We start from the raw sequence: 21,040 nt of genomic DNA, 5'->3' as shown, positions 1-21,040 counted from the left end.
ATGAGTTTCTGTTTTCTATTTCATTTCCCGTTACTTACCGCTTATAATACGAACCGTCGTTTCAGTTGAATGGTTTCAGCATCTTGATCTGCCGATACGCTAAAAAAATACAACTCACATTTACGCCATCGTATACCGATCATGCGGTTAGCCTCGTGCTAAAGTTTTCCGCTCAACTTCCGCAACTGTCATCTATCCTTAGTAATGTTTTGCTTCTTTGTAACGTTTCGCTACACCAGACACTAATCAGATCCCACTCCGTTGATCTCATTAACGGAACTTTCGTTTTTAATCCATCACAACTTGTAGAAAAATCCTCATGAACATGAACGACAAAAAGACTAAAATTGTTTGTACTATCGGTCCCAAAACCGAATCTGAAGAAATGCTGACAAAACTGCTTGATGCCGGCATGAACGTTATGCGTTTGAACTTTTCTCATGGTGACTATGAAGAACATGGTCAACGTATCAAGAATATTCGTGCTGTCATGGCAAAAACCGGCCACAAAGCTGGCATCCTGCTGGACACCAAAGGCCCTGAAATCCGCACCATGAAACTGGAAGGCGGCAAAGATGCAGCCCTGGTTGCCGGTCAAACTTTCACCTTTACCACGGATCAAAGTGTTATCGGTAACGACAATATCGTTGCTGTGACTTATCCCGGTTTTGCTGCTGACCTGAAAATTGGTAATACCGTGCTGGTTGACGATGGTCTGATCGGCATGGAAGTGACTGAAGTCACTGAAAGCACCGTGGTATGTAAAGTACTGAACAACGGTGATCTGGGTGAAAACAAAGGCGTTAACCTGCCAGGCGTTTCTATCCAGCTACCTGCATTGGCTGAAAAAGATAAAGCTGACCTGATCTTTGGTTGTGAGCAAGGTGTGGACTTCGTTGCAGCCTCGTTTATCCGTAAACGTTCAGACGTGCTGGAAATTCGCGAACACCTGAAAGCGCACGGTGGCGAGCATATCCAAATCATCTCTAAAATCGAAAACCAGGAAGGTCTGAATAACTTCGACGAAATCCTGGAAGCATCTGACGGTATCATGGTTGCCCGTGGTGACCTGGGTGTTGAGATCCCGGTTGAAGAAGTTATCTTCGCGCAGAAGATGATGATTGAGAAATGTAACCGCGCTCGCAAAGTTGTTATCACTGCAACGCAAATGCTCGATTCAATGATCAAAAACCCACGCCCTACCCGTGCAGAAGCTGGCGACGTTGCTAACGCCATTCTGGACGGTACAGACGCCGTGATGCTGTCGGGTGAAAGCGCCAAGGGTAAGTACCCATTAGAGTCTGTCACCATCATGGCGACCATCTGTGAGCGTACAGACCGAATTATGCCTAGCCGCATTGATACGCTGAATGATAATCGTAAAATGCGTATCACCGAAGCCGTTTGCCGTGGCGCGGTAGAAACAGCAGAAAAGCTGGAAGCAAAACTGATTATCGTTGCCACTGGCGGCGGTAAATCAGCAAAATCAGTGCGTAAATACTTCCCTACCGCCACCATTCTGGCATTGACCACCAATGAAACCACCGCACGTCAGCTTATTCTGACTAAAGGCGTGGTGACTCAACTGGTCGATAAGATCGCTTCAACTGATGATTTCTACCGCATCGGTAAAGAAGCTGCTTTGGCCAGCGGTCTGGCACTGAAAGGCGAAGTTGTGGTTATGGTTTCTGGTGCTCTGGTGGCAAGTGGCACCACCAATACTGCTTCGGTGCACGTGTTATAATCCCAACACGTCCTCTCGGATGATAATTAAAAACGCCGCTTTCAATAGCGGCGTTTCCTTTTTTAAACCGTCCAAATAAACTTTCTGAAAAATCTGCTTTATCCCAACTGCGTCAAAGCCATTTTTTCAAATAAGACTTATCCCATAGAATCCGGCTGTTTTGCCTCGTTTTTTTAACTTTTTTTTAAAACAAGGTGCTTCTTTGAGCGAACGATCAAAATAAACCCCTCTAACACTAAAAATTTATTCTCTTTCGAAAAAACTTTGTGTAATACTTGTAACGCTACATGGAGATTAACTTAATCTAGAGGGTGTTAATAATGAATCGTACTAAACTTGTACTGGGCGCGGTAATCCTGGCTTCAACTATGCTGGCTGGTTGTTCAAGCAATGCTAAAATCGACCAACTGTCTTCTGACGTTCAAACTCTGAACGCTAAAGTTGACCAACTGAGCAACGACGTGAACGCAATCCGTTCTGACGTTCAAGCAGCTAAAGACGATGCAGCACGTGCTAACCAACGTCTGGACAACCAAGCTCACGCTTACAAGAAGTAATATTACTTCCTGAAAATGAAAAATGGCGCACATTGTGCGCCATTTTTTTTACCCCGCTAAAATGAATCCCTGACGTTACCTTCCTTGATATCGACCTTCCTTTGCTACTACTCGCCATATCATCCTGCGGTTGCTGCTACACGCTTTGCCACGACGGATAAGTTGCCATGGCAAAGGTGCATCTAAAACTTAATTAGCGGCGGAGTAGACCGGACCTGGCTGAACCAGCTTAGGTGCGACTTCATCAGCCGGTTGCTGCTCTTCTGTCTGCGGTTGTGCCTGTTGCTCGCCCTGAGGCGCTACAGCGGCCGGAGCCTCTACAGGGGCAGTCTCACCTACCGTTACGATGACGGGCATACCAGCGCGGCGTACAATCGCATCCTGGACCACTTGAGCATCAGTCTGGCTGTCACTCATAAACTTCAGTAGGCTGCTGCTAATCGCAATTGGCATCGTTTGTGGGTCATCACTGTCTACACGGGACAACGGCTGATGAACTTCCACATAACGTTTACCATCAGGTTCTACGGAATATTTAACCGGTTCGTTGACTATCTGTACGCGAGTACCTTTAGGTACTGAGCTGAATAGTGCCTTGATATCATCAGGACGTAAACGGATACACCCGGAGCTGACACGCATACCGATACCAAAGTTGGCATTAGTACCGTGGATCAAGTACTCACCGCCGCCGGCTGACAGACGCATAGCAAACAGGCCCATTGGGTTTTCCGGCCCTGCTGGAACAACTGATGGCAAGGTAACGCCTTGTGCCAGGTAGTGCTTACGGATGTTCGCAGTCGGTGTCCAGGTCGGATTCGGGATCTTCTGGCTAACAGACGTCGTCATCGTCGGAGTATTACGCCCTAACTGGCCGATACCGATAGGATATACGATGACCTTGTTCTGGCCTTTAGGGTAGTAATAAAGACGCAGCTCAGCCAGGTTGATGACGATACCTTCACGTGGGGTATCAGGCAGCAACATCTGGGTCGGGATAGTTAATACTGAACCCGGTAACGGCAAATACGGGTCAGCACCTGGGTTGGCTTCGAGCATCCCCAGCAAACCGATTTTATAATCGGCAGCAATAGCCTCAAGCGGACGGCCATCGTTTGGAACGGTATAGGTAGTATTTTCACCAATCAGACGGCTATTGGCTGGCGGTAGAGGATACTCGGTCGCATTGGCAGCGGTGATACTTCCCGCCATACAAGTTGCGAATAACATACCAATCAAAGTTAATGCACGTTTCATGCTTAGTTCCTACATCACTTCTTCAAATTCGGTTTACACGGCTATACCCGATAGATTTCAAGTTGCAGGAAGGCGGCAAACAAATGAATCCCGCTGAGCTTACGCAAGTAAGTGATTCGGGGGGATGAGAGCAGCCAACACACCAGCAGTTTGAAAGATGACGGGTATATCTACGTTAATTCTAGCAGCCAATTATAAGGCCAACATATAGTAACAGCCATTATTATAAAGGCAATTTATATCTCTAGAAATCAAGGTGTTACAAAGTAATTTATTATGCTTTATCCAGCAAGAAAGCCGATTTAACCTGCTGAAATTCCACCATTTTAAGACTGTGACCCATGACGCAAAAATGGTCAGCCACCGAGGAATAAAGCACAAAATGTTGGCATGAATTAGTGAGCTTTTAAACTTGCCGCTTTAATGCGAATAGCACGGATCATCGCTTCCAGACCTTGCGAACGCGATGGTGTCAGGTGCTGACTCAGGGCTAAGTCGGCAAAAAATGGCCGAACATCCAATTCGATTATCTGTTGTGGCGTTAAACCTTGATAAAGGATAAACACCACCGCGACCAACCCTTTAACGATAGCCGCATCACTGTCACCGGCAAAAACCACCTGGCCCTCATCAGAGGTTGTCATGGCAATCCACACCTGGCTTTGGCAACCGGAAATAAGATTCTCCGGCTGGCGCTGTTGTTCCGTTAACGCTGCCAACTGCCCACCTAACTCGATCACATACAGATACTTTTCTTCCCAATTCAAACAACGGGAAAAGTTACGAATCAATTTATCTTTATCTGGCAAAACAGCCATAGCGTGCTTCCTGATACCCTTTGTACTTGATGTCGCAGGAGATTAAGACCCACTGCCCCGCCAAATTACACGAACGTGTAAGCTCATTGGCATTAATGAGTTTCATCCTACGGCATCAATAATGTGGTAATAGTTGATTTTAGTTACGGCGCTTATTAATAGCACTCAACCTAGTAATTTTTCAATGCGCTGTAGCCCTGCCACCAAGCGATCGACTTCCTCACGGGTATTATAAAGTGCTAATGAGGCACGACACATACTCGGGACCTGGTAGAACGCCATCAGAGGCATGGCACAATGATGACCAGTACGAATCGCGATACCGTATTGGTCAAGGAAACTGCCAACATCATACGCGTGGTGCACCCCTAAATTAAACGCGATAACCCCGGCACGGGCTTGCGGGCCATAAAGTGTCAGGCTGTTTACCTGACCCAGTTGTTTCAAGGCATACTGCATCAGCGACTGCTCATAGTGCTGGATCTGCGCAAGTCCAAGATCAGTAACATAACTGATAGCCGCACCCAGTCCCATAATGCCTGCGGTATTGGGTGAACCGGCCTCGAAACGCCACGGCGCATCAGCAAAAGTGGTACCTTGCGTCAGGCTAACGGTTTTGATCATCGAACCGCCCCCTTCCCATGGTGGCATGTGTTGTAGCAGTTCACTCTTGCCGTATAAAATACCAATGCCCGACGGTCCATAAAGTTTATGGCCGGAGAAGACATAAAAATCACAATCCAATGCCTGCACATCTATCGATTGATGCATGATAGCCTGCGCACCATCCACCAGCACCACCAGACCAGCAGCTTTAGCCTGAGCAACAATCTGCTGTATGGGATTCACGGTCCCCAATACGTTGGAAACCTGAGTAATCGCCAACAACCGGGTGGTGTCATCAATTAAGTCCGCCAATGCCGCTAACTCAAGTTCCCCGGTCGCCGTCAGCGGCCAGATACGAATTTCAACACCCAAGTCAGTTGCTAACATCTGCCACGGCACAATATTGGCGTGATGCTCCATCTCAGTGATGATGATGCTGTCACCGGCGCTCAGGAAATGACGGCCATAACTGTTAGCCACCAGGTTGATGGCCTCGGTGGTCCCTTTAACAAAAACAATCTCTTCAGCCGAGGCGGCATTAATAAAACCTGCAACCTGGCTGCGCACCGCTTCCATCTGTTGGGTCGCTTCGCTACTTAGGGTATGGATACCACGATGGACTGCGGCATAACCCTCACGATAAAAGTTAAGCTCCCTGTCGATGACCACTTGTGGCTTCTGTGCGCTGGCGGCGCTGTCCAGATAGGCCAGCGGCTGGCCGTTAACCTGACGGCTCAGCAGTGGAAAATCAGCTCTGACCTGTTCGATAGGGAAACTCATAGCGATTCTCCGGCTAAGCGCTCAGCAATCCGCGCCAGCACTACTTTGCGAATGGCGTCGCTGTGAATGGCTTCCGTCAATTCGGCAGCAAAGGCAAAAATAATCATCTGTTGCGCATCAGCCTGATTAATCCCGCGCGATTGCAGATAAAAAAGCTGTTCTGCATCAATGCGCCCAACCGTCGCACCATGACTGCATTTCACATCATCGGCATAAATTTCTAACTGTGGCTTGGTATCAACTTCAGCCAATTTACTCAACAGTAAATTATTGTTGGTCATCTGGCCGTCAGTTTTTAATGCATGTTGAGCCACTTTAATCATGCCGTTAAAGATAGCTTTACCCCGTTCACGCACAATGGTTTTGTGTAACTGGCGGCTTTCACAATAACCCTTGTTGTGCTCCAGATAGCTGCGGGTATCGCAGATTTCGCGCCCTATCGGGAGCAGCAAGCTATTAATAGATAACGTGGCACCTTCGCCGTTCAACTGGGCGCTGGTATTATGACGGGTCAACCCGGCCCCCAGCAGGAAACTATAACTACGCGCCCGCGCATCACGACTTAATACCAGATCATTATGGGCAAAGTGATAGCTGTGAGGGGTTTCAAATGCCAATTTACAATGGCGCAGTTCAGCATTATCACCTACCGCAATGGTAAGCCGTGCGCCGGTAAAGTGAGGGTGCTCACTCAGACTAACGAAATGTTCAATCACTTCAGCCTGTGCATTAGCTTCAATCACCAGATGGTGTCGGTAGTGACTGGTATTCACCACGTCAGAATCATTGCCTGAGCTGATATGCAGCAGATAAAGCGGCTTCTCACTGTGTTTCCCCACCGGCAATCGGATATGCAGACTTTCCTGCGCCAGACTTTCCGTCAGATGCAAAAACACCTCAGATTGGATCGCCGGAGGAAACTGCGTATTTCCACTCAGGTTGGTCAGTTGATAAGGGCCACACTCAATATCACTGAGTTCAGGTGCATATCGGCCATCAATAAAGACTAAACGATGAGCATCTTGCACCAACGACAGTTCATCGCGTTGGCTAGCCGTCACCTGCGCAGGGCTGGCGAAACTGAAATTATTGACCAGCAAACGTTCCAGTGGCGTGTATTTCCAGTCTTCATGTTTAAAGCTCGGGAAGCCCAACTGCAACACCTGTTGCCAGTGCGCACTAGCCTGTGTTGAATGGCCACTCTGGCGCTGATTAAACAGTTGACCGAAGTGCTTGAGCGCATCAGCACGCTGTTTTTGTTGCAGATGCTGCTGTTCCAGCATTTTACTGTTGGTCGGTAAGCCAGCCATAGCCTTGCGCCTCCAACTGTTTTACCAATGTGAAATCACCTGACTTAATGATCCGCCCCTGATACAGCACATGCACAAAGTCGGGTTTTACATAATCAAGGATACGCTGATAGTGAGTCACAATAATAAATGCACGGTTTTCGTTACGTAGCGAGTTAACCCCGTTAGCGACAATTTTCAGCGCATCAATATCCAGCCCAGAGTCGGTTTCATCCAGAATACATAACGAGGGTTCCAGTGCCGCCATTTGCAGAATATCGTTACGTTTCTTTTCGCCGCCGGAGAAGCCCACATTAACCGAACGGGTCAACAAATCAGCCGGCATCTTCAGTAACTCAATTTTTTCTTCAATAAAATCAGCGAAATCAAAGCGGTCCAATGGCTCTTGCTGGCGATATTTACGCACCGCATTGACGGCAGTTTGCAAGAAGAAATGGTTACTGACACCCGGAATTTCCACCGGGTACTGAAAAGCCAAAAATACGCCTTCACCCGCGCGATCCTCTGGGTCCAACTCCAGCAGGTCTTTCCCTTTAAAGGTTATATGCCCCTCGGTCACCTCATACTCTTCACGCCCCGCCAACGCGGCAGATAATGTACTTTTCCCTGAGCCGTTTGGCCCCATGATGGCGTGCACTTCACCGGGTTTGATCTCCAGATCCAAACCTTTGAGGATTTCATTACCTTCAACACTGACTTTTAAATTCTTAATGCTTAACATAGGGTTCCTTGGTGCGCCAGAGCGCAAAACTCTGCGAATGCGTGTTTCAACTCACACTTAACCGACACTGTGTTCCAGACTGATGGCTAACAGTTTCTGTGCTTCGACGGCAAACTCCAGTGGCAGTTCGGAGAACACATCTTTACAGAATCCGTTAACAATCATTGAGATGGCATCATCTTCACTGATGCCACGCTGCAAGCAATAAAACAGTTGGTCATCGCCAATTTTTGATGTTGTCGCTTCGTGTTCCAATTGGGCTGAGTTATTGCGCACTTCCACATACGGGAAGGTATGCGCACCGGAGTCCGGCCCAATCAACATCGAATCACATTGCGTGAAGTTACGTGCGTTATCCGCACCGGGCAGGATTTTCACCAAACCACGGTAGGTGTTCTGGCTATGCCCAGCAGAGATCCCTTTGGCAATAATTGTTGATTTGGTGTTTTTGCCAATATGAATCATCTTGGTACCGGTATCGGCTTGCTGGTGGCCATTCGTTAGTGCCACCGAGAAGAACTCACCGATTGAGTTATCACCCTGTAAAATAACGCTTGGATATTTCCAGGTAATAGCGGAGCCAGTCTCAGATTGAGTCCATGACATTTTTGAACCCGCACCTTCACACAGCGCACGTTTGGTCACGAAGTTAAGAATACCGCCAGTGCTATCAGCACCGGCGAACCAGTTCTGCACCGTTGAATATTTCACTTCAGCATTTTTGTGCAAAATGACTTCAACGACCGCAGCGTGTAGCTGGTAGCTGTCTCGCACTGGCGCTGAGCACCCTTCGATATAGCTGACATAACTGTCTTCGTCAGCAATCAGAATGGTGCGTTCAAACTGCCCTGTTTTAGCCGCATTAATACGGAAATAGGTGGATAGCTCCATCGGACAGCGCACACCTTTTGGCACATAAACAAAAGTTCCATCAGAGGCCACCGCCGCATTTAACGCGGCAAAAAAGTTATCTTTAGCCGGTACCACCGACCCCAGATATTTACGTACCAAATCCGGGTATTCCTGAATGGCTTCGCTAAATGAGCAGAAAATAATCCCTTGTTCGGCTAATTTCCCACGATAGGTAGTCGCAACCGAAACCGAGTCAAAAATAGCGTCTACTGCTACCTCGGCCCCTTCGCGTACCGGAACTCCTAGCTGGGCAAAGGCAGATTCGACCTCTGCGGTGAGGTACTCATTCATCGCCTGTTCAGACAGATCACGTGGTGCCGCACTGTCCGCAGACGATTGCTGCACTGCACCGGGTTGCGAATCACAACTGTCATCACAACTGCCACAGGATGGGGCGGAGTAATAACTGTAATCCTGATAATCCAGACTTTTATAATTGGCTTTCAGCCAGTGAGGCTCTTCCATTTCGAGCCAACTACGATAAGCACCAAGACGAAACTCCAGCATCCATTCAGGCTCATTACGTTTCGCAGAGATGGCGCGAATGACATCTTCACTAAGGCCTTTCGCTAACTGATCAGTCGCAAGCTGGGTAAAAAAGCCTTCTTTGTAACGACCATCGCTGACCCAAGCCTGCACATCATCTGGAACCTCTACATTGCTTCGTGTCATTTCGTTTACATCGCTCAAACGCCAAAACTCTCGCCACACCCGCAGGAATGCTGAGCTTTAGGATTATTAAATTTAAAAATCTGGTTTAGCCCTTCGCGGACATAATCCACCTCGGTGCCATCGATAAACGGCATCGCTTTTAACGGTACGTAGAGTTTGGCACTGCCCTGTTCGAAAACCAGAGCGTCGCTGGCGGGCTCTTTAGCCATATCCATTACATAAGCAAACCCCGCACAACCGGATTGTTTCACGCCAAGCTGCAACCCTTTAATTTGCGGATCTTGCTGCATGAGCCGTGTAATTTGTGCGGCAGCGCTCTCTGTTATCGTTACACCCTGCCAGACATTCTCGTCGAGTGAAAATGTCCCGACTGATTCCTGTTGCATATGCCCTACCTTATATTTCGCAATCACCCATTAGGTTGATCTTTTCAGGTTAACAATTTGCTGGCTGATTATTGAAGAATCAACACAGATTATTCACAATGGTAGTGATAATAATTATCACTTCAACCGTTTGTTTTGCAGGGATATTAAGAAAAGTGCCGTTTGAACCTCGAATGAGGCGGCAACGAGTAAGCATGCTGCGATGGCCGAAGAGGTCTGGAGGAAAAAATGCACTTTTATCACCCTGAAATAAATGAATAAATTCCCCGGCGACGCTAAATTCCCTTACTATATCAAGGGCTAATCGCAGTCAGCCGCTGAGTATTTAAAACATTCATAAAAAATACCTATTTCTGTTTTAACTTTAGCTGAAAACCCCCACAGGGGAAACCTATCATAGAGATTCGCCGCATTTATCGGATAAATGAAACAGTCTGAAGGGAGCAGCAGCAAGTGCCATGAGCTGTTGAAGTCACTCAGAGCCGTTGGCTGGCCCTGAGTAGTCTAATCACGTGTAATTTGGCGGGGAATGACCTTATCTGGACAACACGGCGACGGTTAAACGCGAGGTACAACACAGATGGTCTTCTTCATCAAAAACCTCAATCTGCCACACCTGATGGCTGCGGCCGATATGAATGGCCCGACAGCAACCCCGTACTTTCCCGGAACGTACTGCTTTCAGGTGGTTAGCATTAATCTCCAACCCCACGACTTGCTGGCCTTCGGTGGTACACAGATATCCGGCCATCGAACCGAGCGACTCCGCCAGCACCACCGACGCACCACCATGAAGTAAACCGAAAGGTTGAGTCGTCCGCTGGTCTACTGGCATCGTGGCTTCTATTTCGTTATCAGAGAGGCGGGTAAACTCAATGCCCAAATGCCCAACCATACAGCCCTGGCATTGCTGGTTTAACTGTTCCAGCGTTGCGGTGCGTTTCCACAGCATCTTTTCCCCTTGGTTGTTGAAATTACGGCAGTAATAGCTGTTCTGATTACTCAGCCCATCCTTGGGCTTTGCCTCTGCGAGGCGGCGGCAAGTAGCACCAAGTAAATAGCATACTCAGCTCGCAGGTTAAACCAGCTCAAGCAAAGCTTGTAACGGATGTCTCAGTCCATTGCCTTCAATACGTTTAACCTGACTCCGGCAAGAGTAACCTGTGGCTAAACAACGTTTACCCGGTAACTTTTGTAACGCCTGTTGCCAGGATAACGCGTAAATACCCAACGAGTTATCGATGTTCTTCGCTTCATGACCATAAGTTCCGGCCATGCCACAACACCCGACACTGATGTTTTCCAGTTTGGCACCATAACGGGAGAATATTGCTGCCCAGTGCTGGCTGCTGGCAGGTAGTGCCGTGGTTTCGGTGCAATGCCCAAACAGGTACCAGGATTCGCCACTCATCTGCTGCTCTGGCAGGTCAGCCAGGGCCACCTGTAGCCATTCGTGCACCAATTGCACCGCAAAGTCACCGCGCGCATCACCAAGAATCTCTTTATATTCATCGCGATAACAAAGAACCAGCGCCGGATCAACCCCAACCATCGGCATCCCCAGTAACGAAATGCGATTAAGAAAATCTGCCGTCTTACGCGCCGTTTCAGCAAAACGTTGCAGGAAACCTTTAATGTGCTGCGCTTTACCGTTGGGTGAGAATGGCAACAGCACGGGATTGAAGCCCAGTTTTTCGACCAAGCGAACAAAATCCGCCACCACCTGAGCGTCGTAGTAACTGGTGAAGGGATCCTGCACGATCAGCACATGCTGGCGGCGCTCTGACTCAGACAGTTTCTCCAACTGCTCCAGGGTCATAGTACTGGCATAATGGCCGGATAATGATTGCTTCAACGTTGGGCTAGAAAGCATCGGCAAGTCCACCATACCAATACTCTTCCGGCTTAGCTCCCTGACCCACGGTTGTTTGAGGAAAAAGTTAAACACTTTTGGGGTTTTGGCCATTAACGGCGCATAACTCTCTACTCCAGCCACCACATAGTCACGCAGTGGGCGATGATAACGGGTGTGATACAACTGTAGGAAGCGGGAGCGGAAGCCCGGTACATCAATTTTTATCGGGCACTGCGTCGAGCAAGCTTTGCATGCCAGACAACCTGACATCGCCTCTTTGACTTCATGAGAGAAATCATAATCCCCCTGACTGGCAGCCCAGGTATTACGGGTTTTCTCAATCAAACTACGCAGGCTGGGGCGTTTGGTCGCCAGCCCTTTCTCTAGTGCAATGGGGTCAACCCCTTGCTCAGATAGCAGCCGTAACCATTCTCGCACCAGCGTTGCCCGGCCTTTTGGTGAATGAATACGGTCACCGGTAATCTTCATCGACGGGCACATCGGGCTACGTGCATCAAAGTTAAAGCACAGACCGTTACCATTACATTCCATCGCACCACGGAATGAGGTTCTTACTGCTAACGGAATACGCCGGTCCAAGGTACCGCGTTTATCTGAGGTATCCACTTTCATCATTGGCGCATCACTGCCCAACGGTGAGCATATTTTCCCCGGATTTAAGCGATTATCAGGATCGAAAACGGATTTAATGCGCCGCAACTCGTGGTAAAGCACTTCACCAAAGAAGTCAGGGCTGTATTCTGCACGGAACCCCTTACCGTGCTCGCCCCATAGCAAACCGCCATAGCGCGCCGTCAGTTGCACCACTTGGTCAGATATCTGTTTCATCAGCATTTCTTGCTGTGGATCGCACATATCCAGCGCTGGGCGTACATGTAATACCCCCGCATCCACGTGGCCAAACATGCCGTAGCTCAAATTGTGGCTATCAAGCAGTTGGCGGAACTCGACAATATAATCGGCCAAATGCTGTGGTGGCACACAGGTATCTTCCGCAAACGGAATGGGCTTAGCCTGGCCTTTACTGTTGCCTAACAAGCCAACCGCTTTTTTGCGCATACCATAGATGCGCTCAATACCCGCTAACTCACTGCAAATCTGGTAACCAATAACGCCGCCTTGCTGAGCAGACATCAGGTCATCCAAGCGCTGACAAAGTGCCTCCATTTGACTATCGATCAGTGCCTTATCATCACCGGCAAACTCAACGATATTCAACCCCTGCATCTCTTTATCAGGGATATCGGTAATCAGCTCTTTTACTGAGTGCCAGACAATATCTTCTTTGGCCAGATTAAGAACTTTAGAGTCCACGGTTTCCACTGACAGCGCTTTGGCTTCCACCATAAACGGGGCATTACGCAGAGCGGAATCGAAGGAGTCATACTTTACATTCACCAGACGGCGAACTTTAGGCAGCGGCGTTATATCCAGTGTCGCTTCAGTAATGAAGGCCAGAGTGCCTTCTGCACCGGTTAAAATTCTTGTCAGGTCAAAGGTTTGCAGGTCATCGCTGAAAACATGACGTAAATCATACCCGGTCAGGAAACGGTTTAATTGCGGGAATTTCTCCAGAATCAGCGCGCGCTGCTCACGGCAGTGATGCAGCACCGTATGATAAATACGGCCGGTTACAGAGTCCTCCTGCGCAATCGTTTGTGCCAATGCCGTCGGCATGGCGCGGGTATCGAGCAGGGTTCCACCCAGCAATATGGCACGCAGCCCCAACACATGGTCGGACGTTTTGCCATACACTAGCGACCCCTGACCGGAAGCATCGGTATTGATCATTCCACCCAACGTAGCGCGGTTACTGGTCGATAACTCGGGCGAAAAGAAGTAGCCGAATGGCCGCAGATATTGATTGAGCTGATCTTTAATCACCCCCGCTTCAACCCGCACCCAACCCTGTTCGAGATTAATCTCCAGAATACGGTTCATATGGCGCGACATATCCACCACAATGCCACTGTTCAGTGCCTGGCCATTGGTGCCAGTCCCGCCGCCGCGCGGCGTAAATACCAGGGATTTAAAACTCTCCAGGCCAGCCAGACGGCCAATCAAGGCAACATCCGCAGTCGAACGAGGAAAAACCACGGCGTCGGGTAGCAGTTGGTAAATGCTGTTGTCCGTTGCCATGGTTAGGCGATCGGCATAATTAGTGGCGGTATCGCCGGTGAATCCGTTTTGCTTCAAAGCATCCAAAAAATCCAGCACCAACTGGATGACACCCGGTGCCTGAGAAATCTGTGGGATCATTAGTGTGACCCTATCTAATAGGTATGTTTGTGGTTCCGCCAAGAGATTATCTGCTAGCAATCCTCTTTGTCGAATAATTTATGTCAATTCAGAATGATGAGAAAGTGATGCGTATCTGCCGAGGATAAATGCGGCAATAAATCATTAAGTATCAAAATTATATATTGTATAAATAATAGTCGCACCACGCCGAAAGAACATTGTTTCAGCACCTTGGCTGCGGTCGGTGTTTTGTTATGTCCAAGCTAATGCTATTTTTTAACAAATCACAGCAGTAAAATCCGGCGTTGTCTGTTAAAACATTAAAAAATACACCATGATTAGTACAGATGCTTAATTAGTTCAAAATCTAATGAGTGCCTAAAAAACAGTGCGATGGCCACCTTGCCATGACTTTCGATGTGAGAACCCATTGATGAATTACCCGCAGCAGCGCCGTTTCGATTTACCTAAACTGATGTTTGGGGTGATATTCATTATGATAATGATTATCGCCAGTTTCTGGGTGGTACAGCCTTTTATTATGGGTTTTGCCTGGGCGGGCATGGTAGTCATTGCGACCTGGCCACTGCTGATTAGGCTGCAAAGGCTACTTTGGGGTAAGCGCTGGCTGGCTGCTATTGTCATGACTCTGCTGCTGGTGTTGCTGTTTGTCATCCCGATAGCCCTACTGGTCAGCAGCCTGGTGGAAAACAGCGGCCCGCTTATCCAGTGGGCATCCAGCCCGTCTAATGTGCGCATGCCGGATATGACCTGGTTGCAATCGATCCCAATGGTGGGGAACAAACTCTATAGTAGTTGGCATACATTGGTTGCCGGTGGTGGCAATGCGATGATCGCCAAAGTTCAACCCTATATTGGTGCGGCCGCGACCTGGCTGGTAGCTCAAGCCGCCCATGTCGGTTATTTTTTGATTCATCTGGCGCTGATGGTGCTATTCAGTGTTTTACTCTATTTCCATGGTGAGCAAGTCGGGCTGGGTATCCGCCATTTTGCGGTGCGCGCTGCCGATAAACGTGGCGATGCCGTCGTGGTGCTGGCCGCTAAAGCTATCCGGGCCGTCGCATTGGGGGTCGTGGTCACCGCACTGGTACAGGCAGTGCTGGGTGGGATTGGGCTGGCGATTGCGGGCATTCAATACGCCACACTGTTTACCGTATTAATGTTTATCTGCTGCGTAGCTCAACTTGGGCCACTGTTGATACTGGTCCCGGCGATTATCTGGTTGTATTGGACCGGTGATACCACCTGGGGTACGGCACTGCTGGTTTGGAGCTGTATCGTTGGTACTATGGATAACGTTTTGCGCCCCTACCTTATCCGTATGGAAGCCGATATGCCGATGATTCTCATCCTGTCCGGGGTGATTGGTGGCTTGTTGTCATTCGGCATGATTGGCTTGTTTATTGGGCCGGTGGTGTTAGCCATCTCCTATCGCCTGACTTCTGCCTGGGTCAATGAAGCACCGGAACCTGAAGAGAGTATGAAGGAAGTAGCCAAGCATTTAGAAGAGCTTTAGCACTTACCGGGGTTTGGTAGTTATGCTGCCGAACCCCTATTATCCAGCGACATTCGCTATTAACAATTAAGAACAACCGTTTTAATTCCTCTATTTCTATTCTCAACCTGTATTTCATTAGTTATTAAATAGAATGATTATTAATAACTATATGAAATTAATCCTATAAAAACATTTATTTAACCTATTATATTCAGAAGATTCTTAATGACTAAGCCACGGAATTTACTTAATATTATTATTAGAAAGTGCTTTCCCCAAGGCATTTAAATAATTCATCTTCAAATGACTTATTTAAATATCTGTAATCGAATACACGTATTGCTGTGTGTAGTCTTTGCCTGTCATCTTAGACGGGCTTTTTTTTTACTTATTATTGCAAAAAATCCGCAACCTAAGCTGCGGATAATTAAATGTCTCTCTATCGGTATAACCCGAGTCCAATCAATACTTAGTATGTTGCGCCAAACTGACCCACGTTTGTACTACGGTGTCTGGGTTAAGGGACAAGCTGTCAATCCCCTGCTCCATCAGCCATAAAGCAAAATCCTCATGGTCTGACGGACCCTGACCACAAATCCCCACATACTTGCCTTGACGTTTCGCCGCCTGAATGGCCATCGACAGCAACGCCTTAACGGCTTCATTGCGCTCATCAAACAGTTCAGAAACCACACCGGAGTCACGATCCAGACCCAATGTTAACTGAGTCATATCATTGGAGCCGATAGAGAAGCCATCAAAATGCTCTAGGAATTGATCCGCCAGCAATGCATTGGACGGGATTTCGCACATCATAATAAGCTTCAGGCCATTCTCACCACGTTTCAGCCCTTGTCTTGCCAGTTCTGCCACCACCGCCTCTGCCTGAGCCACTGTACGTACGAAAGGCACCATGACTTCGACGTTAGTCAACCCCATCACATTCCGCACCCGCTTAACCGCCTCACACTCCAGTGCGAAACAATCACGGAAGTTGTCTGCGACATAACGACCCGCCCCACGGAAACCTAACATCGGATTCTCTTCATGTGGCTCATAAGCTTCTCCGCCAACCAGATTGGCGTATTCGTTAGATTTAAAATCCGACAAGCGCACAATCACACGTTTTGGCCAGAAAGCGGCACCCAAGGTAGAGATCCCTTCGGTCAAGCGACCAACGTAAAACTCGACCGGATCGTCATAACCCTTCATCAAGGCTTTGATTTCCGCCTGAATTGCAGGCTCCTGGCTATCGAATTCCAGCAATGCTTTAGGATGCACACCAATCATGCGGTTGATGATAAATTCCAGGCGCGCCAAGCCAACGCCGTCATTAGGGAGACGGGCAAAGTCGAAGGCTCGGTCTGGATTGCCAACGTTCATCATTATTTTCAACGGCAAATTAGGCAGTTCAGTAACTTGTGAGCTCTGAATCGAGAAATCGAGCAACTCTTGATAAACATAGCCCGTATCCCCTTCAGCACAGGAAACCGTAACCTTTTGCCCTTCTCTCAAAATATCAGTGGCATTACCACAACCCACAACGGCTGGGATCCCCAGCTCACGAGCGATGATTGCCGCATGGCAGGTACGCCCGCCACGGTTGGTCACAATCGCTGATGCTTTTTTCATGATCGGTTCCCAGTCAGGGTCCGTCATGTCGGTTACCAGTACATCACCGGCCTGAATTCGGTCCATCTCGCTGATATCATTAATCACCTTAACCGGCCCCGCACCAATACGATGACCAATGGCACGCCCCTCCACCAACACCTCACTTTGGGCATTCAGCAGATAACGCTCCATAACTTGCTCGTTGGAACGTACTGTTTCCGGGCGAGCTTGCACGATAAACAGCTTACCGGTATGACCATCTTTGGCCCACTCAATGTCCATCGGGCGGCCATAATGCTTTTCGATTGATAGTGCCTGATGCGCCAGCGCTTGCACCTCTTCATCACTGAGAGCGAAACGATTGCGTTGTGCTTCTGGCACATCTTCAATCTGCACCTGTTTGCCATGCTCCTGGCTTTCGGCATAGATCATGCGAATTTTTTTCGAACCCATAGTGCGGCGTACTATCGCAGGTTTGCCATTACGCAATGTTGGCTTATGGACATAAAACTCATCCGGGTTCACCGCTCCTTGCACCACCATTTCGCCTAAACCATAAGCTGCGGTGATAAAAACCACCTGATCGAAGCCTGATTCAGTATCAATAGTAAACATCACGCCCGCCGAAGCGAGATCAGAGCGCACCATCCGTTGTACACCTGCAGACAGCGCCACCCCACGGTGGTCGTAGCCTTGATGCACACGATAGGAAATAGCGCGATCATTGAACAGTGAGGCAAATACGTGCTTGATAGCAACCATCACCGCATCAATCCCCTGCACATTCAAGAAGGTTTCCTGCTGGCCGGCAAAGGAGGCATCTGGCATATCTTCGGCAGTAGCCGATGAACGCACGGCAAAAGAAGCCTCTGGCTCACCGTCAGCTAATTGTTGGTAGGCTTCATGAATAGCCTGTTCAAACTCGGGATGGAACGGCGTCTCAACCACCCATTGACGAATCTGCGCGCCCGCTTTGGCTAATGCTGCAATATCATCAACATTGGTCTGATCCAACAATTGATAAATGCGTTGGTTAACACCGCTTTGCTCCAGAAATTCGTTAAATGCTTGAGCTGTGGTAGCAAAACCATTAGGTACCGAAACACCCAGGTCTGAAAGATTGGTTATCATTTCACCCAGGGAGGCATTCTTGCCGCCTACCCGCTCAACATCGTTCATGCCAAGCTGATTGTACCAAAGCACATTGCACAGATTTAGGCCATTGTTGGACATCGAAACAATCCTTTTTACATTGTCTATTAATTATGGACGGTCAGTAGGGTACAGACGGAGGTATCACGGCTGACGAATCAGCTGTTTCAGACTAGCACAATGATCCATAGTCCATGGACAGGTGAATCGATCAACCCAACAAGAAAAGTTATTTTCAGGCGATTCTGACAGCAAACGCTTTACCGATAGGCCGAATCAGGCACACTGATTAGGCTAAACTTGTCACCAGATGCTCATTTATCAGTGCGAAAATCCGACCAGAAAAATACTCAGGAGTCAGCGTGGAGAGAAGTGTGTTTTATATTTCGGATGGTACCGCCATCACTGCAGAAGTGCTCGGTCATGCTGTCTTGTCGCAGTTCCCTGTTAAAGCCACTACCTTTACGCTGCCGTTTGTCGAAAGTGCTGCGCGTGCGCAAGAGGTTTGCCAGAAGATTAATCAGATATATCAAGACACTGGCGTTAGACCGCTGGTTTTCTATTCGATAATCAGTGCGGAAGTGCGTGAACTCATTCAGCACAGTGAAGGATTTTGTCAGGATATTGTGCAAGCACTGGTTGCCCCACTACAGGGCGAACTGGGGGTTGCCCCCCAGCCGGTGCTCAACCGAACCCACGGTCTTACTGAAAGCAATTTGGGCAAATACGATGCGCGGATTGCGGCTATCGACTACGCCCTGGCCCATGATGACGGTATTTCTCTGCGCAATTTGGACCAGGCACAGGTGATTCTATTGGGGGTTTCCCGTTGCGGTAAAACCCCAACCAGCCTCTATTTAGCCATGCAATTTGGGATTCGTGCTGCCAACTACCCATTTATCGCCGATGATATGGACAATTTGCAACTTCCCGCCGCGCTGAAACCTTTTCAGCAAAAACTGTTTGGTTTGACAATTAACCCTGAACGGCTGGCGGCAATCCGTGAAGAACGGCGTGAAAATAGCCGTTATGCCTCGCTGCACCAATGCCGAATAGAGGTGGGTGAAGTAGAAGCGCTATTTCGCAAGAATCAGATTCGCTATCTGAACTCCACTAACTACTCCGTTGAGGAAATCTCCACCAAAATCCTGGATATTTTAGGCATGAGTCGCCGCATGTTCTAATGGAATATTTGCCTGGGATATTATTTACAGTTTATTTCATCACAAATTGTATGAATCAAGGCCGTGGCGGTTGAATTCATTTAGTTTTGGTTTATTGTGATCGCCATCACTTCCCGGTATTCCTGCCGCAGAGAAGAACAGATTTAGAGAATTTCCATGCATAAAACAGATGAACTGCGGACTGCGCGCATCGATAGCTTAATCACGCCACAACAACTGGCGGAAAAATTACCGATTTCCGCCAGCATTGCCGATAACGTGACAGCGTCACGTAAACGAATTGAAAGGATCCTCACCGGCGAAGACTCCCGCTTGCTAGTGGTTGTCGGTCCCTGCTCGATTCACGACCTTGATGCCGCCATTGATTACGCCACCCGACTGAATGTATTACGCGAGCGCTATCAGGATCGCCTGGAAGTCGTCATGCGCACCTATTTCGAGAAACCGCGCACCGTCGTGGGTTGGAAGGGGTTGATTTCTGACCCGGCGTTGGATGGCTCATGTCAGGTCAATCGTGGGATTGAGATGGCGCGCAAACTGCTATTGGCAGTTAATGAGTTAGGTCTACCTACTGCCACCGAATTCCTTGATATGGTGACAGGTCAGTACATTGCCGACCTGATCAGTTGGGGGGCCATTGGCGCACGTACCACGGAAAGCCAGATTCATCGAGAAATGGCATCGGCCCTCTCCTGCCCGGTGGGTTTCAAAAATGGCACTGACGGCAATACCCGCATTGCAATTGATGCTATCCGTGCCGCGCAAGCCAGCCATATGTTTTTATCCCCGGATAAAAACGGCCAGATGACGATTTACCAAACCAGTGGCAACCCGCATGGGCACATTATTATGCGTGGCGGTCGGCAGCCTAATTATGGTGCATCTGATATTGCCACAGCCTGTGACAGCCTGCGTGAATTCGATTTACCGGAACATCTGGTGGTCGATTTTAGCCATGGTAATTGTCAGAAAATGCACCGCCGCCAGTTGGAAGTTGCCGCTGATATCGGGCAGCAAATCCGTAACGGTTCTAGCGCTATTGTCGGTGTGATGGCTGAAAGCTTCCTGATTGAGGGCTCGCAGAAAATTGTTGCGGGTCAAGCCTTGACCTACGGGCAGTCCATCACCGACCCGTGCCTAAACTGGGCGGATACTGAGCAATTATTGAGCTTGTTAGCGGATGCGGTCAGCAGTCGGTTTTGATTAACACACAGTGATAGAATGGTTTAACCGCTATAGCGGTTCTGTTCTATCACTGAATTAAATGTTCTACGCCCTCTCATACCGCTCAAACCCTTTTTCTACCAATCAATTCTAAACTATCTATCCAACATATTAATTACTAAGCAAAATAAAGAAATTAACATAAAAAGTAATAGAGATTGTTATTGAAACTATCCACACATGAAGATGATAATAATTATCACTTAACTGGATACTCTAAAGAATACTTCTTATGCGTAAGGGCACCTATCCTACTCAAGCCGTAAATTGCACACCAGACCCATTTCCTGCGGTGTTGCAATTATCCTGTATCAACAGCGGACAACTGCTTGGTCAACATGATGTCGTGGTGATCAATCACCAAGGGCAGCTCTATTATTTGCGCCAAACCAAAGCAGGAAAACTGATACTGACTAAATAATTTTTAGTCACTCAATCCTATTTGCAAAAAAATCCACTACGCCAGC

The 21,040-nt window shown here is 48.3% G+C and carries 16 protein-coding genes and 1 other RNA gene; 7 read left to right on the top strand and 10 right to left on the bottom strand.

All coding sequences use genetic code 11. The annotated features are described in order from the left end of the window. Nucleotides 1–325 precede the first annotated feature (325 nt). Together pykF and V1956_RS12630 are read left to right on the top strand one after the other, a co-directional pair. Nucleotides 326–1,744: a pyruvate kinase PykF gene (gene pykF / locus V1956_RS12635; RefSeq protein ID WP_372559909.1), complete on the top strand. Its 1,419-nt coding sequence runs from the start codon at nt 326–328 to the stop codon at nt 1,742–1,744. Nucleotides 1,745–2,064: 320 nt separating this feature from the next. After that, on the top strand, nt 2,065–2,301 hold the full coding sequence (locus tag V1956_RS12630; protein WP_005165631.1) for a major outer membrane lipoprotein: 237 nt from the start codon (nt 2,065–2,067) through the stop codon (nt 2,299–2,301). A 189-nt stretch (nt 2,302–2,490) separates the two neighbouring features. Here V1956_RS12630 and V1956_RS12625 read toward each other — a convergent pair whose 3' ends face one another. The 9 genes from V1956_RS12625 to ydiJ all read right to left on the bottom strand — a co-directional run bounded on the left by V1956_RS12625 (nt 2,491) and on the right by ydiJ (nt 13,898). Next, nucleotides 2,491–3,558, bottom strand: coding sequence for a L,D-transpeptidase family protein (locus V1956_RS12625; protein ID WP_372559123.1), 1,068 nt, complete (start codon nt 3,556–3,558; stop codon nt 2,491–2,493). A 395-nt stretch (nt 3,559–3,953) separates the two neighbouring features. Continuing rightward, entirely contained in the window at nt 3,954–4,376 is a 423-nt protein-coding gene (gene sufE, locus V1956_RS12620; RefSeq protein ID WP_442825182.1) for a cysteine desulfuration protein SufE, read from the bottom strand. Nucleotides 4,377–4,541: 165 nt separating this feature from the next. Continuing rightward, nucleotides 4,542–5,762: a cysteine desulfurase SufS gene (gene sufS / locus V1956_RS12615; protein ID WP_420071786.1), complete on the bottom strand. Its 1,221-nt coding sequence runs from the start codon at nt 5,760–5,762 to the stop codon at nt 4,542–4,544. Next, the gene (gene sufD, locus V1956_RS12610) at nt 5,759–7,072 is read right to left on the bottom strand and encodes a Fe-S cluster assembly protein SufD (protein WP_372559126.1); all 1,314 of its coding nucleotides are present in this window, start codon (nt 7,070–7,072) and stop codon (nt 5,759–5,761) included. Before sufD ends, sufS begins: the two co-directional genes overlap by 4 nt. Continuing rightward, nucleotides 7,047–7,793: a Fe-S cluster assembly ATPase SufC gene (gene sufC / locus V1956_RS12605; RefSeq protein WP_442825181.1), complete on the bottom strand. Its 747-nt coding sequence runs from the start codon at nt 7,791–7,793 to the stop codon at nt 7,047–7,049. The genes sufD and sufC overlap by 26 nt, the downstream gene beginning before the upstream one ends. Before the next feature lie 57 nt (nt 7,794–7,850). Continuing rightward, complete coding sequence (sufB, locus tag V1956_RS12600; RefSeq protein ID WP_372559127.1) at nt 7,851–9,377, bottom strand: Fe-S cluster assembly protein SufB; 1,527 nt, start codon at nt 9,375–9,377, stop codon at nt 7,851–7,853. Between the two features lie 14 nt (nt 9,378–9,391). Then, complete coding sequence (gene sufA, locus V1956_RS12595) at nt 9,392–9,763, bottom strand: Fe-S cluster assembly scaffold SufA (protein WP_083158723.1); 372 nt, start codon at nt 9,761–9,763, stop codon at nt 9,392–9,394. 535 nt (nt 9,764–10,298) lie between these two features. After that, nucleotides 10,299–10,715, bottom strand: coding sequence for a hotdog fold thioesterase (locus V1956_RS12590; RefSeq protein ID WP_083158721.1), 417 nt, complete (start codon nt 10,713–10,715; stop codon nt 10,299–10,301). 126 nt (nt 10,716–10,841) lie between these two features. Next, the gene (gene ydiJ, locus V1956_RS12585; protein ID WP_442825180.1) at nt 10,842–13,898 is read right to left on the bottom strand and encodes a D-2-hydroxyglutarate dehydrogenase YdiJ; all 3,057 of its coding nucleotides are present in this window, start codon (nt 13,896–13,898) and stop codon (nt 10,842–10,844) included. A gap of 415 nt (nt 13,899–14,313) precedes the next feature. On the opposite strand from ydiJ, the gene ydiK reads away from it, so the two are divergent. Together ydiK and rprA are read left to right on the top strand one after the other, a co-directional pair. Continuing rightward, entirely contained in the window at nt 14,314–15,417 is a 1,104-nt protein-coding gene (gene ydiK, locus V1956_RS12580) for an AI-2E family transporter YdiK (RefSeq protein ID WP_083158718.1), read from the top strand. 264 nt (nt 15,418–15,681) lie between these two features. Further along, nucleotides 15,682–15,786: antisense sRNA RprA (gene rprA / locus V1956_RS12575), an RNA gene on the top strand. A 75-nt stretch (nt 15,787–15,861) separates the two neighbouring features. On the opposite strand, the gene ppsA is transcribed toward rprA, so the two are convergent. After that, on the bottom strand, nt 15,862–18,246 hold the full coding sequence (ppsA, locus tag V1956_RS12570) for a phosphoenolpyruvate synthase (protein WP_442825179.1): 2,385 nt from the start codon (nt 18,244–18,246) through the stop codon (nt 15,862–15,864). Nucleotides 18,247–18,527: 281 nt separating this feature from the next. Between ppsA and ppsR the strand changes: the two genes are divergently transcribed. The 3 genes from ppsR (at nt 18,528) to hemP (ending at nt 20,994) form a co-directional block, all read left to right on the top strand. Further along, complete coding sequence (ppsR, locus tag V1956_RS12565; RefSeq protein ID WP_083158716.1) at nt 18,528–19,349, top strand: posphoenolpyruvate synthetase regulatory kinase/phosphorylase PpsR; 822 nt, start codon at nt 18,528–18,530, stop codon at nt 19,347–19,349. A 156-nt stretch (nt 19,350–19,505) separates the two neighbouring features. Beyond that, on the top strand, nt 19,506–20,552 hold the full coding sequence (locus V1956_RS12560) for a 3-deoxy-7-phosphoheptulonate synthase (RefSeq protein WP_372559130.1): 1,047 nt from the start codon (nt 19,506–19,508) through the stop codon (nt 20,550–20,552). 253 nt (nt 20,553–20,805) lie between these two features. Continuing rightward, a complete protein-coding gene (gene hemP / locus V1956_RS12555; RefSeq protein WP_372559131.1) occupies nt 20,806–20,994 on the top strand; it encodes a hemin uptake protein HemP in 189 nt (62 codons plus the stop codon). Nucleotides 20,995–21,040: the final 46 nt, after the last annotated feature.

Origin of the sequence: Yersinia sp. 2540 StPb PI, from assembly GCF_052217165.1 — a bacterium.
Taxonomy (GTDB): Bacteria; Pseudomonadota; Gammaproteobacteria; order Enterobacterales; family Enterobacteriaceae; genus Yersinia; species Yersinia enterocolitica_E.
This window is presented reverse-complemented; position numbering and strand designations above follow the sequence as displayed.

Bases quoted from the DNA above. Each gene is read 5' to 3' on its own strand.
- pykF (WP_372559909.1), top strand. From the start codon at position 326: ATGAACGACAAAAAGACTAAAATTGTTTGTACTATCGGTCCCAAAACC.
- V1956_RS12630 (WP_005165631.1), top strand. From the start codon at position 2,065: ATGAATCGTACTAAACTTGTACTGGGCGCGGTAATCCTGGCTTCAACT.
- V1956_RS12625 (WP_372559123.1), bottom strand. From the start codon at position 3,558: ATGAAACGTGCATTAACTTTGATTGGTATGTTATTCGCAACTTGTATG.
- sufE (WP_442825182.1), bottom strand. From the start codon at position 4,376: ATGGCTGTTTTGCCAGATAAAGATAAATTGATTCGTAACTTTTCCCGT.
- sufS (WP_420071786.1), bottom strand. From the start codon at position 5,762: ATGAGTTTCCCTATCGAACAGGTCAGAGCTGATTTTCCACTGCTGAGC.
- sufD (WP_372559126.1), bottom strand. From the start codon at position 7,072: ATGGCTGGCTTACCGACCAACAGTAAAATGCTGGAACAGCAGCATCTG.
- sufC (WP_442825181.1), bottom strand. From the start codon at position 7,793: ATGTTAAGCATTAAGAATTTAAAAGTCAGTGTTGAAGGTAATGAAATC.
- sufB (WP_372559127.1), bottom strand. From the start codon at position 9,377: ATGACACGAAGCAATGTAGAGGTTCCAGATGATGTGCAGGCTTGGGTC.
- sufA (WP_083158723.1), bottom strand. From the start codon at position 9,763: ATGCAACAGGAATCAGTCGGGACATTTTCACTCGACGAGAATGTCTGG.
- V1956_RS12590 (WP_083158721.1), bottom strand. From the start codon at position 10,715: ATGCTGTGGAAACGCACCGCAACGCTGGAACAGTTAAACCAGCAATGC.
- ydiJ (WP_442825180.1), bottom strand. From the start codon at position 13,898: ATGATCCCACAGATTTCTCAGGCACCGGGTGTCATCCAGTTGGTGCTG.
- ydiK (WP_083158718.1), top strand. From the start codon at position 14,314: ATGAATTACCCGCAGCAGCGCCGTTTCGATTTACCTAAACTGATGTTT.
- ppsA (WP_442825179.1), bottom strand. From the start codon at position 18,246: ATGTCCAACAATGGCCTAAATCTGTGCAATGTGCTTTGGTACAATCAG.
- V1956_RS12560 (WP_372559130.1), top strand. From the start codon at position 19,506: ATGCATAAAACAGATGAACTGCGGACTGCGCGCATCGATAGCTTAATC.
- hemP (WP_372559131.1), top strand. From the start codon at position 20,806: ATGCGTAAGGGCACCTATCCTACTCAAGCCGTAAATTGCACACCAGAC.